The 17,377-nt window shown below is 33.1% G+C and carries 13 protein-coding genes; 9 read left to right on the top strand and 4 right to left on the bottom strand.

Annotation, left to right across the window (positions count from 1 at the left end):
- Positions 1 to 18 precede the first annotated feature (18 nt).
- The gene (locus BMX64_RS08415) at positions 19 to 834 is read left to right on the top strand and encodes a M48 family metallopeptidase (RefSeq protein ID WP_091170086.1); all 816 of its coding nucleotides are present in this window, start codon (positions 19 to 21) and stop codon (positions 832 to 834) included.
- Positions 835 to 1,022: 188 nt separating this feature from the next.
- Positions 1,023 to 2,348, top strand: a complete 1,326-nt coding sequence (locus tag BMX64_RS08410) for an MFS transporter (protein WP_091170081.1) — start codon at positions 1,023 to 1,025, stop codon at positions 2,346 to 2,348.
- A 34-nt stretch (positions 2,349 to 2,382) separates the two neighbouring features.
- Here BMX64_RS08410 and BMX64_RS08405 read toward each other — a convergent pair whose 3' ends face one another.
- From BMX64_RS08405 to BMX64_RS08390, 4 genes are read right to left on the bottom strand one after another with little or no spacing between them, the layout of a single operon-like run.
- Complete coding sequence (locus tag BMX64_RS08405) at positions 2,383 to 3,117, bottom strand: head GIN domain-containing protein (protein WP_091170077.1); 735 nt, start codon at positions 3,115 to 3,117, stop codon at positions 2,383 to 2,385.
- Between the two features lie 16 nt (positions 3,118 to 3,133).
- The gene (locus BMX64_RS08400) at positions 3,134 to 4,198 is read right to left on the bottom strand and encodes a hypothetical protein (RefSeq protein WP_091170074.1); all 1,065 of its coding nucleotides are present in this window, start codon (positions 4,196 to 4,198) and stop codon (positions 3,134 to 3,136) included.
- The gene (locus BMX64_RS08395) at positions 4,182 to 4,718 is read right to left on the bottom strand and encodes an anti-sigma factor (RefSeq protein ID WP_091170071.1); all 537 of its coding nucleotides are present in this window, start codon (positions 4,716 to 4,718) and stop codon (positions 4,182 to 4,184) included. The genes BMX64_RS08400 and BMX64_RS08395 overlap by 17 nt, the downstream gene beginning before the upstream one ends.
- A complete protein-coding gene (locus tag BMX64_RS08390; RefSeq protein ID WP_091170067.1) occupies positions 4,715 to 5,269 on the bottom strand; it encodes an RNA polymerase sigma factor in 555 nt (184 codons plus the stop codon). Before BMX64_RS08390 ends, BMX64_RS08395 begins: the two co-directional genes overlap by 4 nt.
- A 307-nt stretch (positions 5,270 to 5,576) precedes the next feature.
- On the opposite strand from BMX64_RS08390, the gene lon reads away from it, so the two are divergent.
- The 7 genes from lon (at position 5,577) to BMX64_RS08355 (ending at position 17,357) form a co-directional block, all read left to right on the top strand.
- A complete protein-coding gene (gene lon, locus BMX64_RS08385; protein WP_091170063.1) occupies positions 5,577 to 8,027 on the top strand; it encodes an endopeptidase La in 2,451 nt (816 codons plus the stop codon).
- A 168-nt stretch (positions 8,028 to 8,195) separates the two neighbouring features.
- Complete coding sequence (gene porQ, locus BMX64_RS08380; protein ID WP_091170060.1) at positions 8,196 to 9,215, top strand: type IX secretion system protein PorQ; 1,020 nt, start codon at positions 8,196 to 8,198, stop codon at positions 9,213 to 9,215.
- A gap of 37 nt (positions 9,216 to 9,252) precedes the next feature.
- On the top strand, positions 9,253 to 9,948 hold the full coding sequence (gene cmk / locus BMX64_RS08375) for a (d)CMP kinase (RefSeq protein ID WP_091170056.1): 696 nt from the start codon (positions 9,253 to 9,255) through the stop codon (positions 9,946 to 9,948).
- Positions 9,949 to 10,022: 74 nt separating this feature from the next.
- Positions 10,023 to 11,399, top strand: a complete 1,377-nt coding sequence (locus BMX64_RS08370) for a nucleoside permease (RefSeq protein WP_091170052.1) — start codon at positions 10,023 to 10,025, stop codon at positions 11,397 to 11,399.
- A gap of 388 nt (positions 11,400 to 11,787) precedes the next feature.
- Positions 11,788 to 13,569 (top strand): 30S ribosomal protein S1, encoded by a 1,782-nt coding sequence (gene rpsA, locus BMX64_RS08365; RefSeq protein ID WP_091170049.1) that lies wholly within the window; start codon positions 11,788 to 11,790, stop codon positions 13,567 to 13,569.
- Between the two features lie 370 nt (positions 13,570 to 13,939).
- Entirely contained in the window at positions 13,940 to 14,494 is a 555-nt protein-coding gene (locus BMX64_RS08360) for a fasciclin domain-containing protein (RefSeq protein ID WP_091170044.1), read from the top strand.
- 208 nt (positions 14,495 to 14,702) lie between these two features.
- Positions 14,703 to 17,357: a T9SS type B sorting domain-containing protein gene (locus BMX64_RS08355; RefSeq protein ID WP_091170040.1), complete on the top strand. Its 2,655-nt coding sequence runs from the start codon at positions 14,703 to 14,705 to the stop codon at positions 17,355 to 17,357.
- Positions 17,358 to 17,377: the final 20 nt, after the last annotated feature.

Raw genomic sequence — 17,377 nt, 5'->3', positions numbered from 1 at the left:
TATTTAAAATCTATAATTATGAAAAAGCATTTATTAGTAGGGATTTTTGCGGCAGGATTGGTTTATTCCTGTGCTACTAATCCACTGACAGGAAAAAAAAGTTTGAATTTTGTTTCTAATAGTGAGTTGTTCCCAACATCGTTTCAACAATATGGTACTTTTTTGAAGGAAAATAAAGTGATTACTGGAACTGCTGATGCTAAAAAAGTAGAAACAGTTGGACTACGAATTAAAGCTGCGGCTGAAAAATATTTAACCTATTTGGGTCAATCACAATATTTACAGGATTATCGTTGGGAATATAAATTAATAGACAATAAAGAGGTGAATGCATGGTGTATGCCTGGAGGAAAAATTGTTGTTTATTCAGGAATTTTACCAATCACTAAAGATGATTCAGGTTTAGCTACTGTAATGGGGCATGAAGTTTCTCATGCATTGGCGAATCATGGCGCGCAACGTATGAGTGCAGCTCAGTTGCAGCAATTAGGTGCTGTAGGTGTTGCAGTTGCTACAGGTGGTAAAAGTGCTGAAAATCAACAAATATGGCAACAAGCTTATGGTGTAACAACACAATATGGCGCTATGCTTCCTTTTAGTAGAAATCACGAAACTGAAGCTGATAAAATTGGACTTACTTTAATGGCAATTGCGGGTTATAATCCTGATGAATCTATTATTTTTTGGCAAAGAATGGCGGCACAATCTTCAGGACAAGCGCCACCAGAATTCTTAAGTACGCATCCATCTGATGTTACCAGAATTGCAAATTTAAAAGCATTGATTCCAGAAGCAAAAGCATTAGCTGCTAAAGTTGGGATCATTAGAAGATAACGTTTTAAAATTATTACATTTTTATAACATTTAATAGGGCTATTCTCAAAAGAGAGTAGTCCTTTTTTTATTAATTTTTTTTCAAGCGAATGATTCTTAGTAGTTAATGATTTGTTAATGTCGAATTATTTAAATTTTGAATAATTCTAAGCAAAAAATAAATAAATTCGCACCATAAAAAATTAAACATGGCAGATTTATCTAAAGGGAGTAAAAAATTATTAAATGCTTGGGCTTTTTATGATTGGGCAAATTCAGTTTATCCCCTGGTGATTACCTCCGCAGTTTTTCCTATTTTTTATGAAGCCTTATTTTCTGAGCGAGATCATTATATTGATTTTTTGGGTTTTAGTTTTAAAAATTCTGCTTTAATTAGTTTTGTTACAGCGACGGCATTTTTGGCAGTAGCATTAATTTCTCCTTTATTATCTGGTATTGCAGATTATGTAGGCAATAAAAAATCATTTATGAAATTTTTTTGTTATTTGGGTGCTTTATCTTGTATAGGTTTATATTGGTTTAGTTTAGAAAATATATATATCAGTTTACTCTTTTATTTTTTAGGATTAATAGGTTTTTGGGGGAGTTTGGTGTTTTATAACTCCTATTTGCCAGATATTGCTTTTGCTGAACAACAAGATGAAGTTAGTGCCAAAGGATATTCTCTTGGTTATGCAGGAAGCGTTATTTTATTGATTATTAATCTGGCAATGATTATGATGCCAGAATATTTTGGGATATCGGGAACCAAAGGGGAAGCAGCCATGAAAGCCATGCGTTATTCTTTTGTTATGGTTGGAATCTGGTGGATTATATTTAGTCAATACACCTATTATTTTTTGCCAAAAGGGAATGTCAATGCAAACCAAAAAGTGACACACCACGTTATTTTTAATGGTTTTAGAGAATTAAAAAAAGTATGGGGTTTGCTTGATGAAAATATTATCTTAAAGAAATACTTGCTTAGTTTTTTTGTTTATAGTATGGCTGTACAAACAGTAATGCTAGTTGCTACCTATTTTGGAGCACAAGAAATTGCTTGGGAATCTAAAAGCGAAAGCACAACGGGGCTAATCGTTTGTATATTGTTAATCCAGTTGGTGGCAATTATTGGTGCAGTTCTAACCTCCAAAGCTTCCGAGAAATTTGGAAATATCCCTACGTTAATAGTAATTAATTGTTTTTGGGTTATTTTATGTATTGTAGCTTATATTATTGTTTCGCCTATACAGTTTTATATTATGGCAGGTTTTGCAGGATTAGTAATGGGAGGAATTCAGGCTTTGTCCCGTTCTACCTACTCTAAATTATTGCCTGAAACCGAAGACACTGCTTCATTTTTTAGTTTTTATGATGTTGCCGAAAAAGTGGGAATTGTTATTGGGATGTGCTTCTACGGAGTCATAGATCAAATTACGGGGAGTCCAAGATTTGCGACTGTGTTTTTGGCAATCTTTTTTGTAATTGGTATTATTTTGTTGAAAAGAGTTCCAAAAAAAGGCGTTTTAAATTAATAAAACACCTTTTCTTCTAATTTACTTTTAAAAATTAAGCTTTCGAGATTGCTCCTGAGCCATTTACTTTCGTATCCTTTTTCTTTGGATTCCCCGTGTATTCAATATCTCCTGAACCAGAAACTCTGGCGTGAAGACTTTCATTGCAAAAAACTTTACTGTCTCCTGAACCGGAAACGGTAATCTTTGCGTTTTTAGCTTTCAAATTACCGGCATCAATATCACCAGAACCATTTAAATTACTATTGAAATTTTCCGTTTTCCCTGTTAGAACTATATCTCCTGAACCACTTAAGTTAACATCAAAGTCATTTGCTTCAACATCTAAATTCATATCACCTGAACCCGTTAATTTAGCTGAAAATGATTTCGATTTAATGCTGTTTTTAGTTATCACATCGCCTGAACCAGTCAAAGAAACTTGATTAATGCTTTCGAAAGGGACAATTATGATAATTTGACTTCCTTTGCTGGTACTGATATATTTGTTCTTTTCAGTAGAAATTTTTAATACTTGATCGACAACTTCAACTTTAATATAAGGCAATAAATTTTCTTCCCCTTTTATAGTAATGTTTCCTTCTTTTCCCGAAACTAATTCGACGTCAAAAAATCCAGTTATTGCAATTCCATCATAAGAAGTTGTCGCTCTTTTTTCAGAGATTACTTTGCCGTTTCCTTTTATTTTTTGATTGGATGACCATTGTGCATTAGCCATTGTAGTTAGTAATATTGAACAACTAACAAATAATTTGATTGAATTTTTCATAAGTAAAGATTTAAGATTATTGTTTTTTTACTAGTATTACATTTCCGTAATCTGAAATTATAGAGACATTGTTGACTCCTTTTTTCTTGTAGAAACCACTGTATTTTTTCAAGTTGTTTGAGTCTTCTTTAGAGTTTATCTCTAATTCATTGTCATATTTAAAATTAGCATATTTTACAGTCACATTAAAATCAAAAGCATAATTAGCATCAAATCCAATGTTTAATCCGGTGTAACCGGCAGCAATAGTTACAGTATTGGCTTTCGCATTTATAGTTCCAATAGTTACATTGCTGTATTTTGTAGACAGTTTTAAAGTATTGGATAATTCACCAACTTTAAGGGTTAAATAATTACCGGTTGCATCTAACGATTTTACATTCTGAATTTTAATATTTCCGTATTTACTGATGTATTTAACGACATCACTTTCTTGAATATCGACATCCGTATAATCTGAAGCCAAATCTAGTTTTGTGACTTCTCCAATTTTCAAATTTGAATACTTTGCTGTAATGATTGCATTCTTTAAAAATGAAATAGTCGAGTTAGAGCAATATTCAGCTTGTATGTTACTGGAGTTTCCGGATAATCGACCTAATGCTATTTTGCCGTATTTACATTTAATTTCAGCTTCAGCGAATAAGTCTGAAGTATTGATATTTCCGTATTTATTATGAAGTTTTACACTTCCGTTTTTTGGAATTTTGAGTGTATAATTGATCTGAAAACTATTGTTTTTACCATTACTCTTATAACTGGAGTTTCCCAGAATGGTTTTTGCAGTAATCATTCCTTTCAGCGCTATTATATCAACATCAATATCGTTGATGCGTTGGTTCACCCATTTTTCGTTATCACCGCTCACTTTTATGACAATATCCAATTCGGTTTTATCTTCATCCCAAGTCGTAACTGAAATATTACCGTATGAGTTATCGATATAAAGACCCGCATCTGAATTGACGAAATAGGCTTTTTTTATGATTTTTTGTTTGGTATGAATGTAATCAGGATCATTGGAAAATCCTAAAAATGGAATTAAAACGACTAATAAGAGTAGTTTAAATTGTTTTTTCATCAGAAATATTTTTTAATTTTTCATTGTTTTCAATGTGTAACAGTACATTTTGTAAAAAAGAAATTCGCGTTTGAAGATTGCTGATCATCGCATTAATAATTTGCTTACTTTCTCCATTTGTTTCTAATTCCTTAATTATTTTTTCATAATCATTATCTAATGTTCTCATTTGCTTGAGCGCATCGGAAATTATTTTTTCATTTTCAGATGATTTTTTTTCTTTTATTTTTTCTAATTCATTTTCAATTAAAACGGTAAAAATAGAATCTGTTTGTTTAGTTTCTCTTGATGCAAATCGCAACTCTTCTGTTTTTTTAGGAGTAGTATTGAATAATGAAAGTCCTAACATAACTACGATAGAAGCAGCAATACCAATAGACACGAAATGTTTCCAATTCGATTTTTTGGATTTTAATTTTTGTAAAAACCGTTCCTCATGATTGCAATCAAGAGTCTGGATGTCCCATTGATTTTCAAATTTGTCAAATAATTTTTCTAGTTTTTTATTTTCCTTTTTCATATTTCCTCTAGTTTTTTTCTTAAACAATCTTTGGCTCTGCTCAGTGTAGTTCTGCAATTGGCATAACTTATATTAAGTATTTCGCTAATTTCTTCTTGGTCATAACCTTCAATAAAAAATAAAGTTAAAACCATTCTGTAATTGTATTTCAAAGAGTTGATGACCTCTAAAATTTGTTTTACTTTTAACTCATTGAAATTTGTAATTTCAGTTATAGCGGATTCCTTTTCTTCAATTTTATAAAGTGTGGCATCAAAATCTTCTGGTTTGAATTGATTATTTTTTTTGTAAAAATCAATACTACAGTTCACCACAATTCTTTTTAACCAAGCGCCAAAAGCAACTTCTTGTTTATAGTCGTTTATTTTAGTGAATGCTTTTAAAAAACCTTCTTGCATTACATCTTCAGCAAAATGGACATCTTTGACAATCCTAAACGACACATTATACATCGCTTTTGCATAGCGATTGTAAACCTCACACTGTGCTTTTTGATTTTTTTGCCTGCAAAGCAAGATTAATTCTTCGATATTATAGTTGGTTAAACTCAAACAGCTGATTTTAGTTTATTATAAGGACTTGATATTTTTGCATTTGTTACAGTTTTTAAAATTAAACTATATTTTTTCTTATGATGTGTTCTGAATTGTTTTATTTGGCTATTATTTGTTGTGTCTAAAATATCTCTTTCTAATGGAAAATTAGGATAAAAGATTATATTTTGGCACAGAGATTGACTCTTTTACCGTTATGCTAATAATGAGGATTAAACTTAGATTTTATATAAAAAGACTATTTTGAAACCTTATATTTGCTTAAATAATGAATTTTTTAATGACAAAAAGACTTAAATAAAATATGTCAAATCATAAAATACTTACTATTGACAATCTGTCACTTCAGGAATTTGATTCGGAAGCAGATTTAATTCCACTTTTGACTCCCGAGGACGAGGAGGAAATGAATAATGAGGCATTACCGGAATTATTGGCTATTTTACCTTTGCGAAATATGGTTTTATTTCCTGGAGTTGTGATACCAATTACTGCGGGACGTGATAAATCAATCAAATTGATCAATGACGCTAATGCTGCCGGTAAAACGATAGGAGTTGTTGCTCAAATCAATGAAGAAGATGAAGATCCAACCAAAGATGATATTCATAAAATAGGTACTGTTGCCCGTATTTTGCGCGTGCTAAAAATGCCTGATGGGAATGTAACGGTAATTCTTCAAGGTAAAAAACGTTTCGAAATTGATGCTGTTATTGATGAAACGCCCTATATCACTGCGAAAATCAAGGAAGTTCCTGAAAAAAGACCTAAGAAAAATGATACTGAATTTGTAGCGATTCTGGATTCAATCAAAGAATTAGCCATTCAGATTATCAAAGAAAGTCCAAACATTCCCAGTGAAGCTACTTTTGCCATCAAGAATATTGAAAGCCAATCATTTTTAGTCAATTTTGTGACTTCTAATATGAATCTTTCTGTTAAAGAGAAACAAGACTTGTTGGCTATTAATGAATTGAAAGAAAGAGCTTTAGAGACGCTTCGTTATATGAATATTGAGTTGCAAAAACTCGAATTGAAAAATGATATTCAGTCTAAAGTTCGTTTTGATTTAGATCAACAACAACGTGAATATTTCCTGCACCAACAAATGAAAACCATTCAGGAAGAATTGGGTGGCGTTTCTCAGGAAGAGGAAATGGACGAAATGTTGCAAAAGTCTTTGACCAAAAAATGGGATGAGAAAACCAAAACACATTTCGATAAAGAATTGTCTAAAATGCGACGCATGAATCCGCAAGCACCTGATTTTGGAATTCAAAGAAACTATTTAGAGTTGTTTTTAGAATTGCCTTGGAACGAATATTCAAAAGATAATTTTGATTTAAAAAGAGCCCAAAAAATATTGGACAGAGATCATTTTGGTCTTGAAGATGTTAAGAAAAGAATGATAGAACATTTGGCAGTTTTAAAATTGCGAAATGATATGAAATCCCCAATTATTTGTTTGACAGGACCTCCAGGAGTTGGTAAAACTTCAATTGGACGCTCCATTGCAGAAGCATTAGGTAGAAAATATGTTAGAATTTCTCTTGGTGGTTTACGTGATGAAGCGGAGATTCGCGGACACAGAAAAACCTACATTGGTGCCATGCCAGGACGAATTATTCAAAGTTTGAAAAAAGCGGGAACATCAAATCCAGTTTTTGTTTTGGATGAAATCGATAAACTATCCAACAGCAATCAAGGAGATCCATCTTCGGCTTTATTGGAAGTTTTAGATCCGGAGCAAAACAATTCGTTTTATGATAATTTCCTTGAAATGGGATATGATTTATCGAAAGTGATGTTCATTGCGACTTCTAATAATATGGCTGCGATTCAACCTGCGTTGAAAGACAGAATGGAAATCATCAAAATGTCAGGTTACACAATTGAAGAAAAGGTAGAAATTGCGCGTCAGCATTTATTTCCAAGACAATTGAAAGAACACGGTTTAACAACTAAAGATTTAACCATTGGAAAAAAACAATTGGAGAAAATCGTCGAAGGATATACCCGTGAATCTGGAGTTCGTGGTTTAGAAGCTAAAATTGCTCAAGTAATCCGTAACGCAGCCAAATCTGTTGCGATGGAAGAGGAGTATAACAAGAAAGTTACAGATGAAGATATTATAAAAACACTTGGTGTTCCCAGATTAGAAAGAGATAAATACGAGAATAATGATGTTGCCGGTGTGGTGACCGGTTTGGCTTGGACATCCGTTGGCGGTGACATTCTGTTTATAGAATCGTTGCTTTCTCCAGGAAAAGGTACCATGACTATTACCGGAAACTTAGGTACTGTAATGAAAGAATCAGCAACAATTGCTTTGGAATACATTAAAGCGAATGCAAAACTTTTAGGATTGGATTCAGAAATACTTTCTAAATATAATATTCACTTGCACGTTCCGGAAGGAGCTACGCCAAAAGATGGACCAAGTGCCGGAATTGCGATGTTAACTTCTTTGGTTTCTTTGTTTACACAAAAACGAGTGAAGAAAAACTTGGCGATGACAGGAGAAATCACGTTGCGTGGAAAAGTTTTGCCAGTGGGCGGAATCAAAGAAAAAATCTTGGCAGCCAAAAGAGCGAATATCAAAGAAATTATTCTGTGTCATGAAAATAAGAGTGATATTGATGAAATAAAACCTGAATATCTGGAAGGACTTTCTTTTCATTATGTGAAAGAAATGAGCGAAGTATTAAAATTTGCTTTGACCGATCAGAAAGTAAAAAACGCTAAGGATTTGTAATAAATACAACTTCTAAATACAAAAAATCCAAATTTCAAAACTTGATTTTCAAGAGATGGAATTTGGATTTTTTATTTGCAATTACGAGTTTCAAAGTTGCCATTTATTGTATTTATAATTTTATCTTCGCAGTTGCGTTTTTATTTTACACCAACTGCAATTTAAAGCATGTTAAAAAAACTTCTACTATACTGTTTCCTTATTATTTGTGCTGTTTCTTACAGTCAAATAGGAGGGAAGTATACCTATCAGTTTTTGAATTTGGTTACTTCGCCAAGACAAGCAGCTTTGGGAGGAAAAGTAATCACGATTTATGATGATGACGTCAATCAGGTTCATTTTAATCCGGCAACCATAAATGCAGAAATGGACAACCACCTGGCTTTGAATTATGGCAGTTATTATAAAGAAGTTACTTATGGAACGGCTTCTTACGCCTATACATACGACCGGCATTTGCAAACTTTTCAGGCTGGTGTAAATTATGTCAATTATGGTAATTTTGAAGGCTTTGACGAAAATGGTCAGCCCACATCAGAGTTTACAGGAAGCGAAATAGCCCTTTCTTTTGGGTATGCTTACAATATTCCCTACACTGATATTCATATAGGAGCGAGTGCAAAACTGATTTCTTCCAGTTTGGAAACCTATCATTCTTTTGGCGGAGCGCTTGATATTGGGGCTTTATTTATTGATGAAAGAAACGATGTAAATTTGGCGTTGGCTATTCGAAATATTGGAACTCAGTTTTCAGCTTATAATGGTACAAATGAGAAACTGCCGCTTGAAATCATTGCGGGAGTATCACAAGAATTGGAAAACGTTCCTATTCGGTGGCATCTTACATTAGAAAATTTGCAACAATGGAATATTGCCTTTTCAAATCCAGCCAGAGCAGAATCCTCTTTTGATGGTGAATCCACTGAAGAAAAAGTGTCATTTATAAATAATGCTTTACGACACGTAATTGTGGGTGTTGAACTTTTTCCGAAAAAAGCATTTAACCTGCGAGTGGGATATAATTTTAGAAGAGCAGAGGAATTACGCCTTGTAGAACAAAGGAATTTCTCCGGAGTTTCTTTGGGTTTCGGACTCAAATTAAATAAATTGAAATTCAATTATTCGTATTCCAGATATACATTAGCCGGAAATACAAGCCTTTTTGGATTGACAATTAATTTTCAATAATGATTTTGATATAACATAGAACTTTAAATTTAAAATTTTGGATAAAAAAATTACTATCGCCATTGATGGTTTCTCTTCTACAGGAAAAAGTACATTGGCTAAACAACTTGCAAATCATTTAGGATATATTTATGTGGATACGGGAGCGATGTATCGTGCCGTGACGTTTTTTGCCATGCAAAATGGTTACATAAATGCGGAATCTTTTGATAAACAAACCTTGATTACTAGTTTGCCAGATATAAAATTGCAATTCAAATTCAATGCTGATTTGGGTTTTGCAGAAATGTATTTAAATGAAGTGAATGTTGAAACCGAAATCAGAACGATTGAAGTTTCCAGTTTTGTGAGTAAAGTTGCCGAAGTTTCTGAGGTTCGTGCCAAATTAGTGGAACAGCAAAAAGAAATGGGAAAAGACAAAGGAATCGTAATGGATGGCAGAGATATTGGCACCGTTGTTTTTCCAGATGCGGAGTTAAAAATATTCATGACCGCCAGCGCAACCACAAGAGCGCAAAGACGTTACGATGAATTGGTTGCAAAAGGCGATACAGTGACATTTGAAGAAGTTTTGGCAAATGTAGAAGAGCGCGATTACATAGATACGCACCGCGAAGATTCTCCTTTAGTCATGGCTGAAGATGCGGTAGAAATTGATAATTCACATTTGAATCGTGAGGAACAATTCGAGCTTGTTTTAGAATTGGTAAATGAAATTACTAAAACGATATAATTATTTGCAGATTTCATTTTTAATAGTAGATTTACGCCTTGTAAATTTTTTAAAATAAAAAAACAATTCATCTCATGGGAATTAAAAATAGATTGGTAATAATGAGTTTTCTTCAGTTTTTTGTTTGGGGAGCTTGGTTGATTACCATTGCAAATTACTGGTTTGGAACAAAAAACTGGGAAGGAACTCAGTTTGGGTTGGTTTTTGGAACAATGGGAATTGCTTCTTTATTTATGCCAACACTGACCGGAATTATCGCTGACAGATGGGTAAATGCTGAAAAACTATACGGAATTCTTCATATTTTATATGCTGCTGTTCTATTTTATATTCCACAAGTTTCCACTCCGGAAACCTTTATTTACATTATGCTTTTAGCAATGTGTTTTTATATGCCAACAATTGCCTTGAGTAATTCTATTTCCTACACGGCACTCAAACTAAACAATAAAGATGTTATTAAAGATTTTCCGCCTATTCGGGTTTGGGGAACGATAGGTTTTATTGTTGCGATGTGGATTACCAATTTAACAGGAAATAAAGCGACGGAGTATCAATTTTATATAGCAGGTTTAGCAGCGGTACTTTTGGGAATTTATTCTTTTACGTTACCAAAATGTAAACCGCAACGCTTGTCTAAAGAGAATGCTTCTGTAATGGAAACATTAGGTTTAGAATCTTTCAAGTTATTTGCTGATTATAAAATGGCTTTGTTTTTTGTTTTCTCCATGTTTTTAGGAGGCGCTTTGCAATTGACAAATGCGTACGGAGATGTTTTCTTGGATGAATTTAAGCATTTTCCAAAATATGCAGATTCATTCGTTGTGGAATATTCAACGATTATCATGTCAATTTCTCAAATATCGGAGACTTTGTTTATTCTTGCAATTCCTTTCTTTTTAAGACGTTTTGGAATCAAACAAGTGATGTTGATTAGTATGTTGGCTTGGGTATTGCGTTTTGGATTGTTTGCTTATGGAAATCCTACAAGCGGGTTATGGATGATTATTATGTCTTGCGTGGTGTACGGGATGGCATTTGATTTCTTTAATATCTCAGGATCATTATTTGTGGAGACAAATACGGATCCAAAAAATCGTTCTTCAGCACAAGGTTTGTTCATGATGATGACCAATGGTTTTGGTGCGGTTTTAGGAAGTTTTACTTCCGGATGGGCAATTGATAAATATTTCACAAAATCATTTAACAATACAACTGAGTTAGCTGGTTTTCTGGAAACAGAAACGACAAATTCAAAAATGTTAGAGTTTGTTACTGGTCAAGGGAATTCAATAGGAGCTGATGGATTGTTCAGTAAAGTGATTTTAATGAAAGACTGGCATACGATTTGGCTGGCTTTTGCAATTTACGCGTTGATAATTGCGGTTGCATTTGCAGTTTTGTTCAAGCACAAACATAATCCTTTAGATGTTGAAAATATAAGTCATTAAAAAGTGGCATGAAAATAAAAAAAACCGATAACTGAAAAATAGTTATCGGTTTTTTTTTGTGTTGAAAAACCAATTGACATTAATTAGCCCCGAGTGAAGCGGCATCCTTTTATATAGCTTCCAGCTTTTTGAAGGCTGGAAGCTGTGTAAAAAATATAGCGGAAAGCGAGAACTTTACCTGCAAAAAAAGCCAATTATTTCGCTCCTGATTCTCAATAGATTATCTTGTCTGTAAAATTTTGCTATTTAAGATAAATGTGTTACTTTTGCAGTCCTTTTGGTGAATAAGAGTTTCCTTTAGGGTTCAACTAATTATACAAACAACTTCTGTTGTTTTCTAGCACATTAAGAAACTCGAGAGAATACAGAATACAAATTTTTAATCAGCATGTCTGAACAAGTAAAATCACAAGAAGAGTTTTTAGCAAATTTTAACTGGCACAACTTTGAAGAAGGTATTGATGCAGTTGATCAAAAAAACTTACAAGAATTCGAAGAACTAGTTTCAAAAACATTTATCGCTACGGATCAAGAAGAAGTGGTTGATGGTACAGTTGTAAGAATTACAGATAGAGACGTTATCGTTGATATCAACGCAAAATCGGAAGGTGTTATTTCATTGAACGAATTCCGTTACAACCCAGCATTAAAAGTAGGTGATACTGTTGAAGTATTAATTGACATCCGTGAGGATAAAACTGGTCAATTAGTATTATCTCACAGAAAAGCACGTACTATCAAATCATGGGATAGAGTTATTTCGGCTAACGAAACAGGAGAAATCGTTAATGGTTTTGTAAAATGCAGAACTAAAGGTGGTATGATCGTTGACGTTTTCGGAATTGAAGCTTTCTTACCAGGATCTCAAATTGATGTTAAGCCAATTAGAGACTACGATGTATATGTAAACAAAATGATGGAATTCAAAGTGGTAAAAATTAACCACGAATTCAAAAATGTTGTTGTTTCTCATAAAGCGCTTATTGAAGCGGATATCGAAATCCAGAAAAAAGAAATCATTGGTCAATTACAAAAAGGACAAGTATTAGAAGGTGTTGTTAAAAACATTACTTCATATGGTGTCTTTATTGACTTAGGTGGAGTTGATGGATTGATTCACATTACTGACCTTTCTTGGTCAAGAATCAACCACCCATCTGAAGTTCTTGAATTAGATCAAAAATTAAATGTTGTAATTCTTGATTTCGATGACGAAAAAACAAGAATACAATTAGGATTGAAACAATTAAACGCTCACCCTTGGGATGCTCTAGATGCTAAATTAGCTATTGGAGACAAAGTAAAAGGTAAAGTAGTTGTAATCGCTGATTACGGTGCATTTATCGAAGTTGCTGAAGGTGTTGAAGGTTTAATCCACGTTTCTGAAATGTCTTGGTCTACTCATTTACGTTCTGCTCAAGATTTCGTAAAAGTAGGAGATGTTGTTGAAGCTGTTATCTTAACATTAGATAGAGATGACCGTAAAATGTCATTAGGTATCAAACAATTGTCTCAAGATCCTTGGACTGATATTACTTCTAAATACCCAGTAGGTTCTAAACATACAGGTATCGTTAGAAACTTTACAAACTTTGGAATTTTCGTAGAATTAGAAGAAGGAATTGATGGATTAATTTACATCTCTGACTTATCTTGGACTAAGAAAATCAAACATCCATCTGAATTTGTAAACGTTGGTGAAAAACTTGACGTAGTAGTATTAGAATTAGATGTTGAAGGACGTAAATTATCTTTAGGTCACAAACAAACTACTGCTAATCCTTGGGATCAGTATGAAGATTCTTTCGCAGTTGGAACTATCCATAACGGTGAGATTTCTGAAATCGTTGACAAAGGAGCTACTGTAGAATTCGGAGATGATATCGTTGCTTTCATTCCTACTCGTCACCTTGAAAAAGAAGACGGTAAGAAATTGAAAAAAGGTGAATCTGCTGATTTCAAAGTAATCGAATTCAATAAAGAATTCAAAAGAGTAGTTGCATCTCACACTGCTATCTTCCGTGAAGAAGAAGAGAAAAATGTGAAAACAGCTACTGAAAATACTTCATCTTCAGCATCTACAAATAATGCTTCGGCAGCAACTTTAGGTGACAATAATGATGTATTAGCAGCATTGAAAGCTAAAATGGAAAAGTCTGAGAAAAAATAATTTCTTGATTTTTTGAATATAGAAAGCTCCGCAATTTGCGGAGCTTTTTTTGTTTAAAAAAGAACAATCTCTTTTTGTTTCATTTTTTTGGAGCAGAACTTGCAACTTATAAAAACTAATCCTCCCGCTGTACGGAGTATCTTTTTAGTGCGGAACTACTTTTGAATTACTACTGTGTATTTGTTCTGCAGCCCTAAAAAGGATACTTCCTGCCATCGGGGCTATTCAAGACTTTTAGTATAACAAATTCATATTAAATTAAATATTTATAAAATTGATTGTCAGGTCTTTGTGAAATAGTTCTGTTTTTTTAAAACCAAAAGCAAACTAACTGCGTAAATGCATCTATATAACTTTAATAATAGATTTTATGAAAACTAAAAAATTTTTATCGATTGCATTATTTGCATTAGTATTTGGAGCAACTTCTTTCGCTCAAAAAAGTGTAATGGTTGGTGGAGCTGCAATGTATCCAACTAAAAATATTGTTGAAAATGCAGTAAATTCAAAAGACCATACCACATTAGTTGCAGCTGTAAAAGCAGCTGGATTAGTAGAAACATTACAAAGTAAAGGACCATTCACCGTTTTTGCCCCAACAAATGCCGCGTTTGATAAATTACCTAAAGGAACAGTGGAAACATTATTGATGCCAGAAAACATGAAAATGTTACAAACAATTCTTACCTATCATGTTGTAGCCGGAAAAATGAATGCTTCGAATATCGCCAAAGCTATTAAAATGGGCAATGGAAAAGCGACTCTAAAAACAGTTAGCGGTGGAACTTTGACCGCTTGGATGAAAGGAAAAGATTTATATATTACGGATGAAAATGGTGGGAAATCTAAAGTTACAATTGCTGATGTGAACCAATCAAACGGAGTTATTCATGTTATAGATGCTGTTGTATTGCCCAAAAAATAATTTTTTTATAGAGGTTGAAATTTGTTGATCTTAAGGGCCCTGTAATTATTTACAGGGCTCTTTTGTATTACGTAAAATCCCTATTCTAATTTTTGAATCGGGATTTTATGTAATGTGCTTATTATTCAAAAATTTAAGGGATTTTAATTTTTAAAAAAAGTATGTAAAATTGTATGAAAATGTTTATTTTTGGTAAAATGAAACATTTATGATTATAAAACTACCCTTTATTAGAGTTAAAGACTTTTATTGTTTTTTTTCTTTTTTTCTTTTTCTTTTTTGTACTAATGATGCCTATGCACAATGTTCCGGAATTGCTGGAAATGATGATAATAGCTTAAATATTTGCGATATTACAAACGTATCTAGTACAACTATAGATTTGAATTTGCAATTAGGTTCGCATATTACTGGCGGAACTTGGAAAGATGATGATAGATCAGGAGGATTAAATAGAACGACGGGAATTCTTAATGCGCAGTTAATTAAGAAAAGTGGTGTCTATAAATACACATATACTGTTTCGGATGGATTAGGATGTACTGATACGGCGGTTATAACCATAACAATTGGTGGATATACAGGAGTGCCGGGTGCCAATGCTTCAATTTGTAATACCAAACGAGCTTATAATTTATTTGAAGCTTTTAATGGTGATTTTCTAGCTCCTCAACTTGGTGGTACTTGGGTTGGAAATACAAGTAATGTAGGCTTAAATAATAATATACTAGATGCTACAAATTTAAATCCTGGTAGTACTTACGAATATACATATTCAATACCCGCTATTGGTTCTTGTGCAGCACCTCCAGAGGTTAAAATTTTTGTAACAATTTATCGTTCGCCACAACCTGGAACTCCTTATGATTTGAATTTGTGTTCCAATGAACTAAGTGCTTACACCAATTTAAATTTAAACGATCAATTAATAGGGGAGGACATTAACGGGATTTGGACTGAAACGATAACAGATGAAATCGACAATAACGATGATACTGATTCCACTATTAACATCCAAGATATTTATAATACTAAAGGACCTGGGACATATCGTTTTACTTATACAGTATTCACGGATAATAATGTTTGTGACGATCAGTCATCAAGTGTAGATATTACCATTGAAAAACAACTCGATTATACAGGAGCAACTTTAATAGTCAATGCACCCATTTGTGAAAATGAAATTGCAGTAACGGCTTTTTCAGCCACTTTGAAAGATGTTGTGAATATTCCAGATGGAAGCTATAGCGTTACGTATACTATATCAAGTATTGGATCGCCAATAACAACTATTCAAAATTTTTCAAATAATGTTTTGACTTTTCCAATTGCTTCTAATAATTTTTCTGTTCCCGGAAATTACACTATCACGGTTACTAATATTGTCAGTAGCACATCACTTAATATTTGTGATAATATAATTCCCTTAATTTCGGGAGTGATTGAAATTAACCCAATTCCTAAAATCAATAACGCTACACTTACTATTGCTCCAGTTTGTCAAACTTCTGACGCCATAGTAGAATTTTCTAGGACTTCCAATCTTACTGATGGAAATTATACTATTGTTTATAATTTATCTGGAAGTAATGTAGCCATGGCACAATCGACTATTATTAACGTTACTGGTGGACTCACTTCATTTTTTATACCAGCAGGTTTAATTCCAAATATTGGTACAACAACAATTGCAATTACAAATATCAGAAACCTCACTACCGGCTGTACCAATATGGCAACCTTGTCTAAAGATTTTGTTGTTAAAGCATTGCCAGATGTAACCAATTTAGTAGTTACTATTAAAGATGTTTGCCAAAATCAACCTGTCACTGTGGAACTCTCAGGATTAGGGAATTTAACATCTATTTTTTTAAGCTATACTCTTTCAGGGGCTAATAACAGTGCTTTGCAAATGGTAACCTTAGTAGTGAATTCCGGAAAAGCTAGTTTTGTACTGCCTGTAACTGATCTTCCTAACACAGGTAATACTTCATTTACGATTACTGACCTTACTAATGTAAATAATGGTTGCTCAGCAATAATAAATCCAAATTCTAAGAGCTTTTTAATAAATGTAATACCAAACAATCCAACAGTTACGAATCAGGAATTTTGTAAAGTTGAAAATGCTACTGTTGCCAACTTAGTTCCAAATGGTTCGCAATACCGATGGTATAATTCATTGACAAGTACGACTGCTCTAAATAGTAGTTCACTTTTGGTATCAGGTAATTATTATGTAAAAGAAATAAATTCTGTTACAGGATGTGAATCCGGGCTAGAAATGGTAGCAATTGTAATAAATGGATTGCCAACACCAATTTTAAATCAAGATGGTGAAAACTTTTGTGGATTAGATAATCCTACAATTCAAAATTTATCAGATAATGTTGCTACTAACGGTACTTTAGTTTGGTTTGATGCCGCAGTAAGTGGAAATCAATTTTCTGCCACTACATTGCTTCAAGATAACGGTATCTACTACGGATTTGATTCTACGACCGCTAATAGTTGTTTGTCAACAAATCCATTACAAGTTACTGTATCCCTTACAAATTGTAATGTTACGGCTGATTTCTTTATACCCGATGGATTTTCACCAAATGGGGATGGCGTAAATGAAACATTTAGCATTCCAGATATTGATTTTTTATATCCGAATTATACATTGGAAATTTTCAATCGATATGGAAATTTGATGTACACCGTAAATAAAAACAAACCGGATTGGGACGGGACAGCATCGGATTCTAGTACTGACATCAATGGAAAAGCACCAAATGGAGTTTATTTTTATGTTATCAATTTTAATAAAGGTAACACTTCACCAAAACAAGGACGACTTTATTTAAATCGTTAATGGTTCTTTACAATTTAAAA

Source organism: Flavobacterium sinopsychrotolerans (genome assembly GCF_900110375.1).
GTDB lineage: Bacteria > Bacteroidota > Bacteroidia > Flavobacteriales > Flavobacteriaceae > Flavobacterium > Flavobacterium sinopsychrotolerans.
This window is presented reverse-complemented; position numbering and strand designations above follow the sequence as displayed.

Excerpts from the sequence above, each read along its gene's own strand:
- rpsA (WP_091170049.1), top strand. The coding sequence starts at position 11,788 with ATGTCTGAACAAGTAAAATCACAAGAAGAGTTTTTAGCAAATTTTAAC.
- porQ (WP_091170060.1), top strand. The coding sequence starts at position 8,196 with ATGTTAAAAAAACTTCTACTATACTGTTTCCTTATTATTTGTGCTGTT.
- BMX64_RS08415 (WP_091170086.1), top strand. The coding sequence starts at position 19 with ATGAAAAAGCATTTATTAGTAGGGATTTTTGCGGCAGGATTGGTTTAT.
- BMX64_RS08395 (WP_091170071.1), bottom strand. The coding sequence starts at position 4,718 with ATGAAAAAGGAAAATAAAAAACTAGAAAAATTATTTGACAAATTTGAA.
- BMX64_RS08355 (WP_091170040.1), top strand. The coding sequence starts at position 14,703 with ATGATTATAAAACTACCCTTTATTAGAGTTAAAGACTTTTATTGTTTT.
- BMX64_RS08360 (WP_091170044.1), top strand. The coding sequence starts at position 13,940 with ATGAAAACTAAAAAATTTTTATCGATTGCATTATTTGCATTAGTATTT.
- BMX64_RS08400 (WP_091170074.1), bottom strand. The coding sequence starts at position 4,198 with ATGAAAAAACAATTTAAACTACTCTTATTAGTCGTTTTAATTCCATTT.
- BMX64_RS08370 (WP_091170052.1), top strand. The coding sequence starts at position 10,023 with ATGGGAATTAAAAATAGATTGGTAATAATGAGTTTTCTTCAGTTTTTT.
- BMX64_RS08405 (WP_091170077.1), bottom strand. The coding sequence starts at position 3,117 with ATGAAAAATTCAATCAAATTATTTGTTAGTTGTTCAATATTACTAACT.
- BMX64_RS08410 (WP_091170081.1), top strand. The coding sequence starts at position 1,023 with ATGGCAGATTTATCTAAAGGGAGTAAAAAATTATTAAATGCTTGGGCT.
- lon (WP_091170063.1), top strand. The coding sequence starts at position 5,577 with ATGTCAAATCATAAAATACTTACTATTGACAATCTGTCACTTCAGGAA.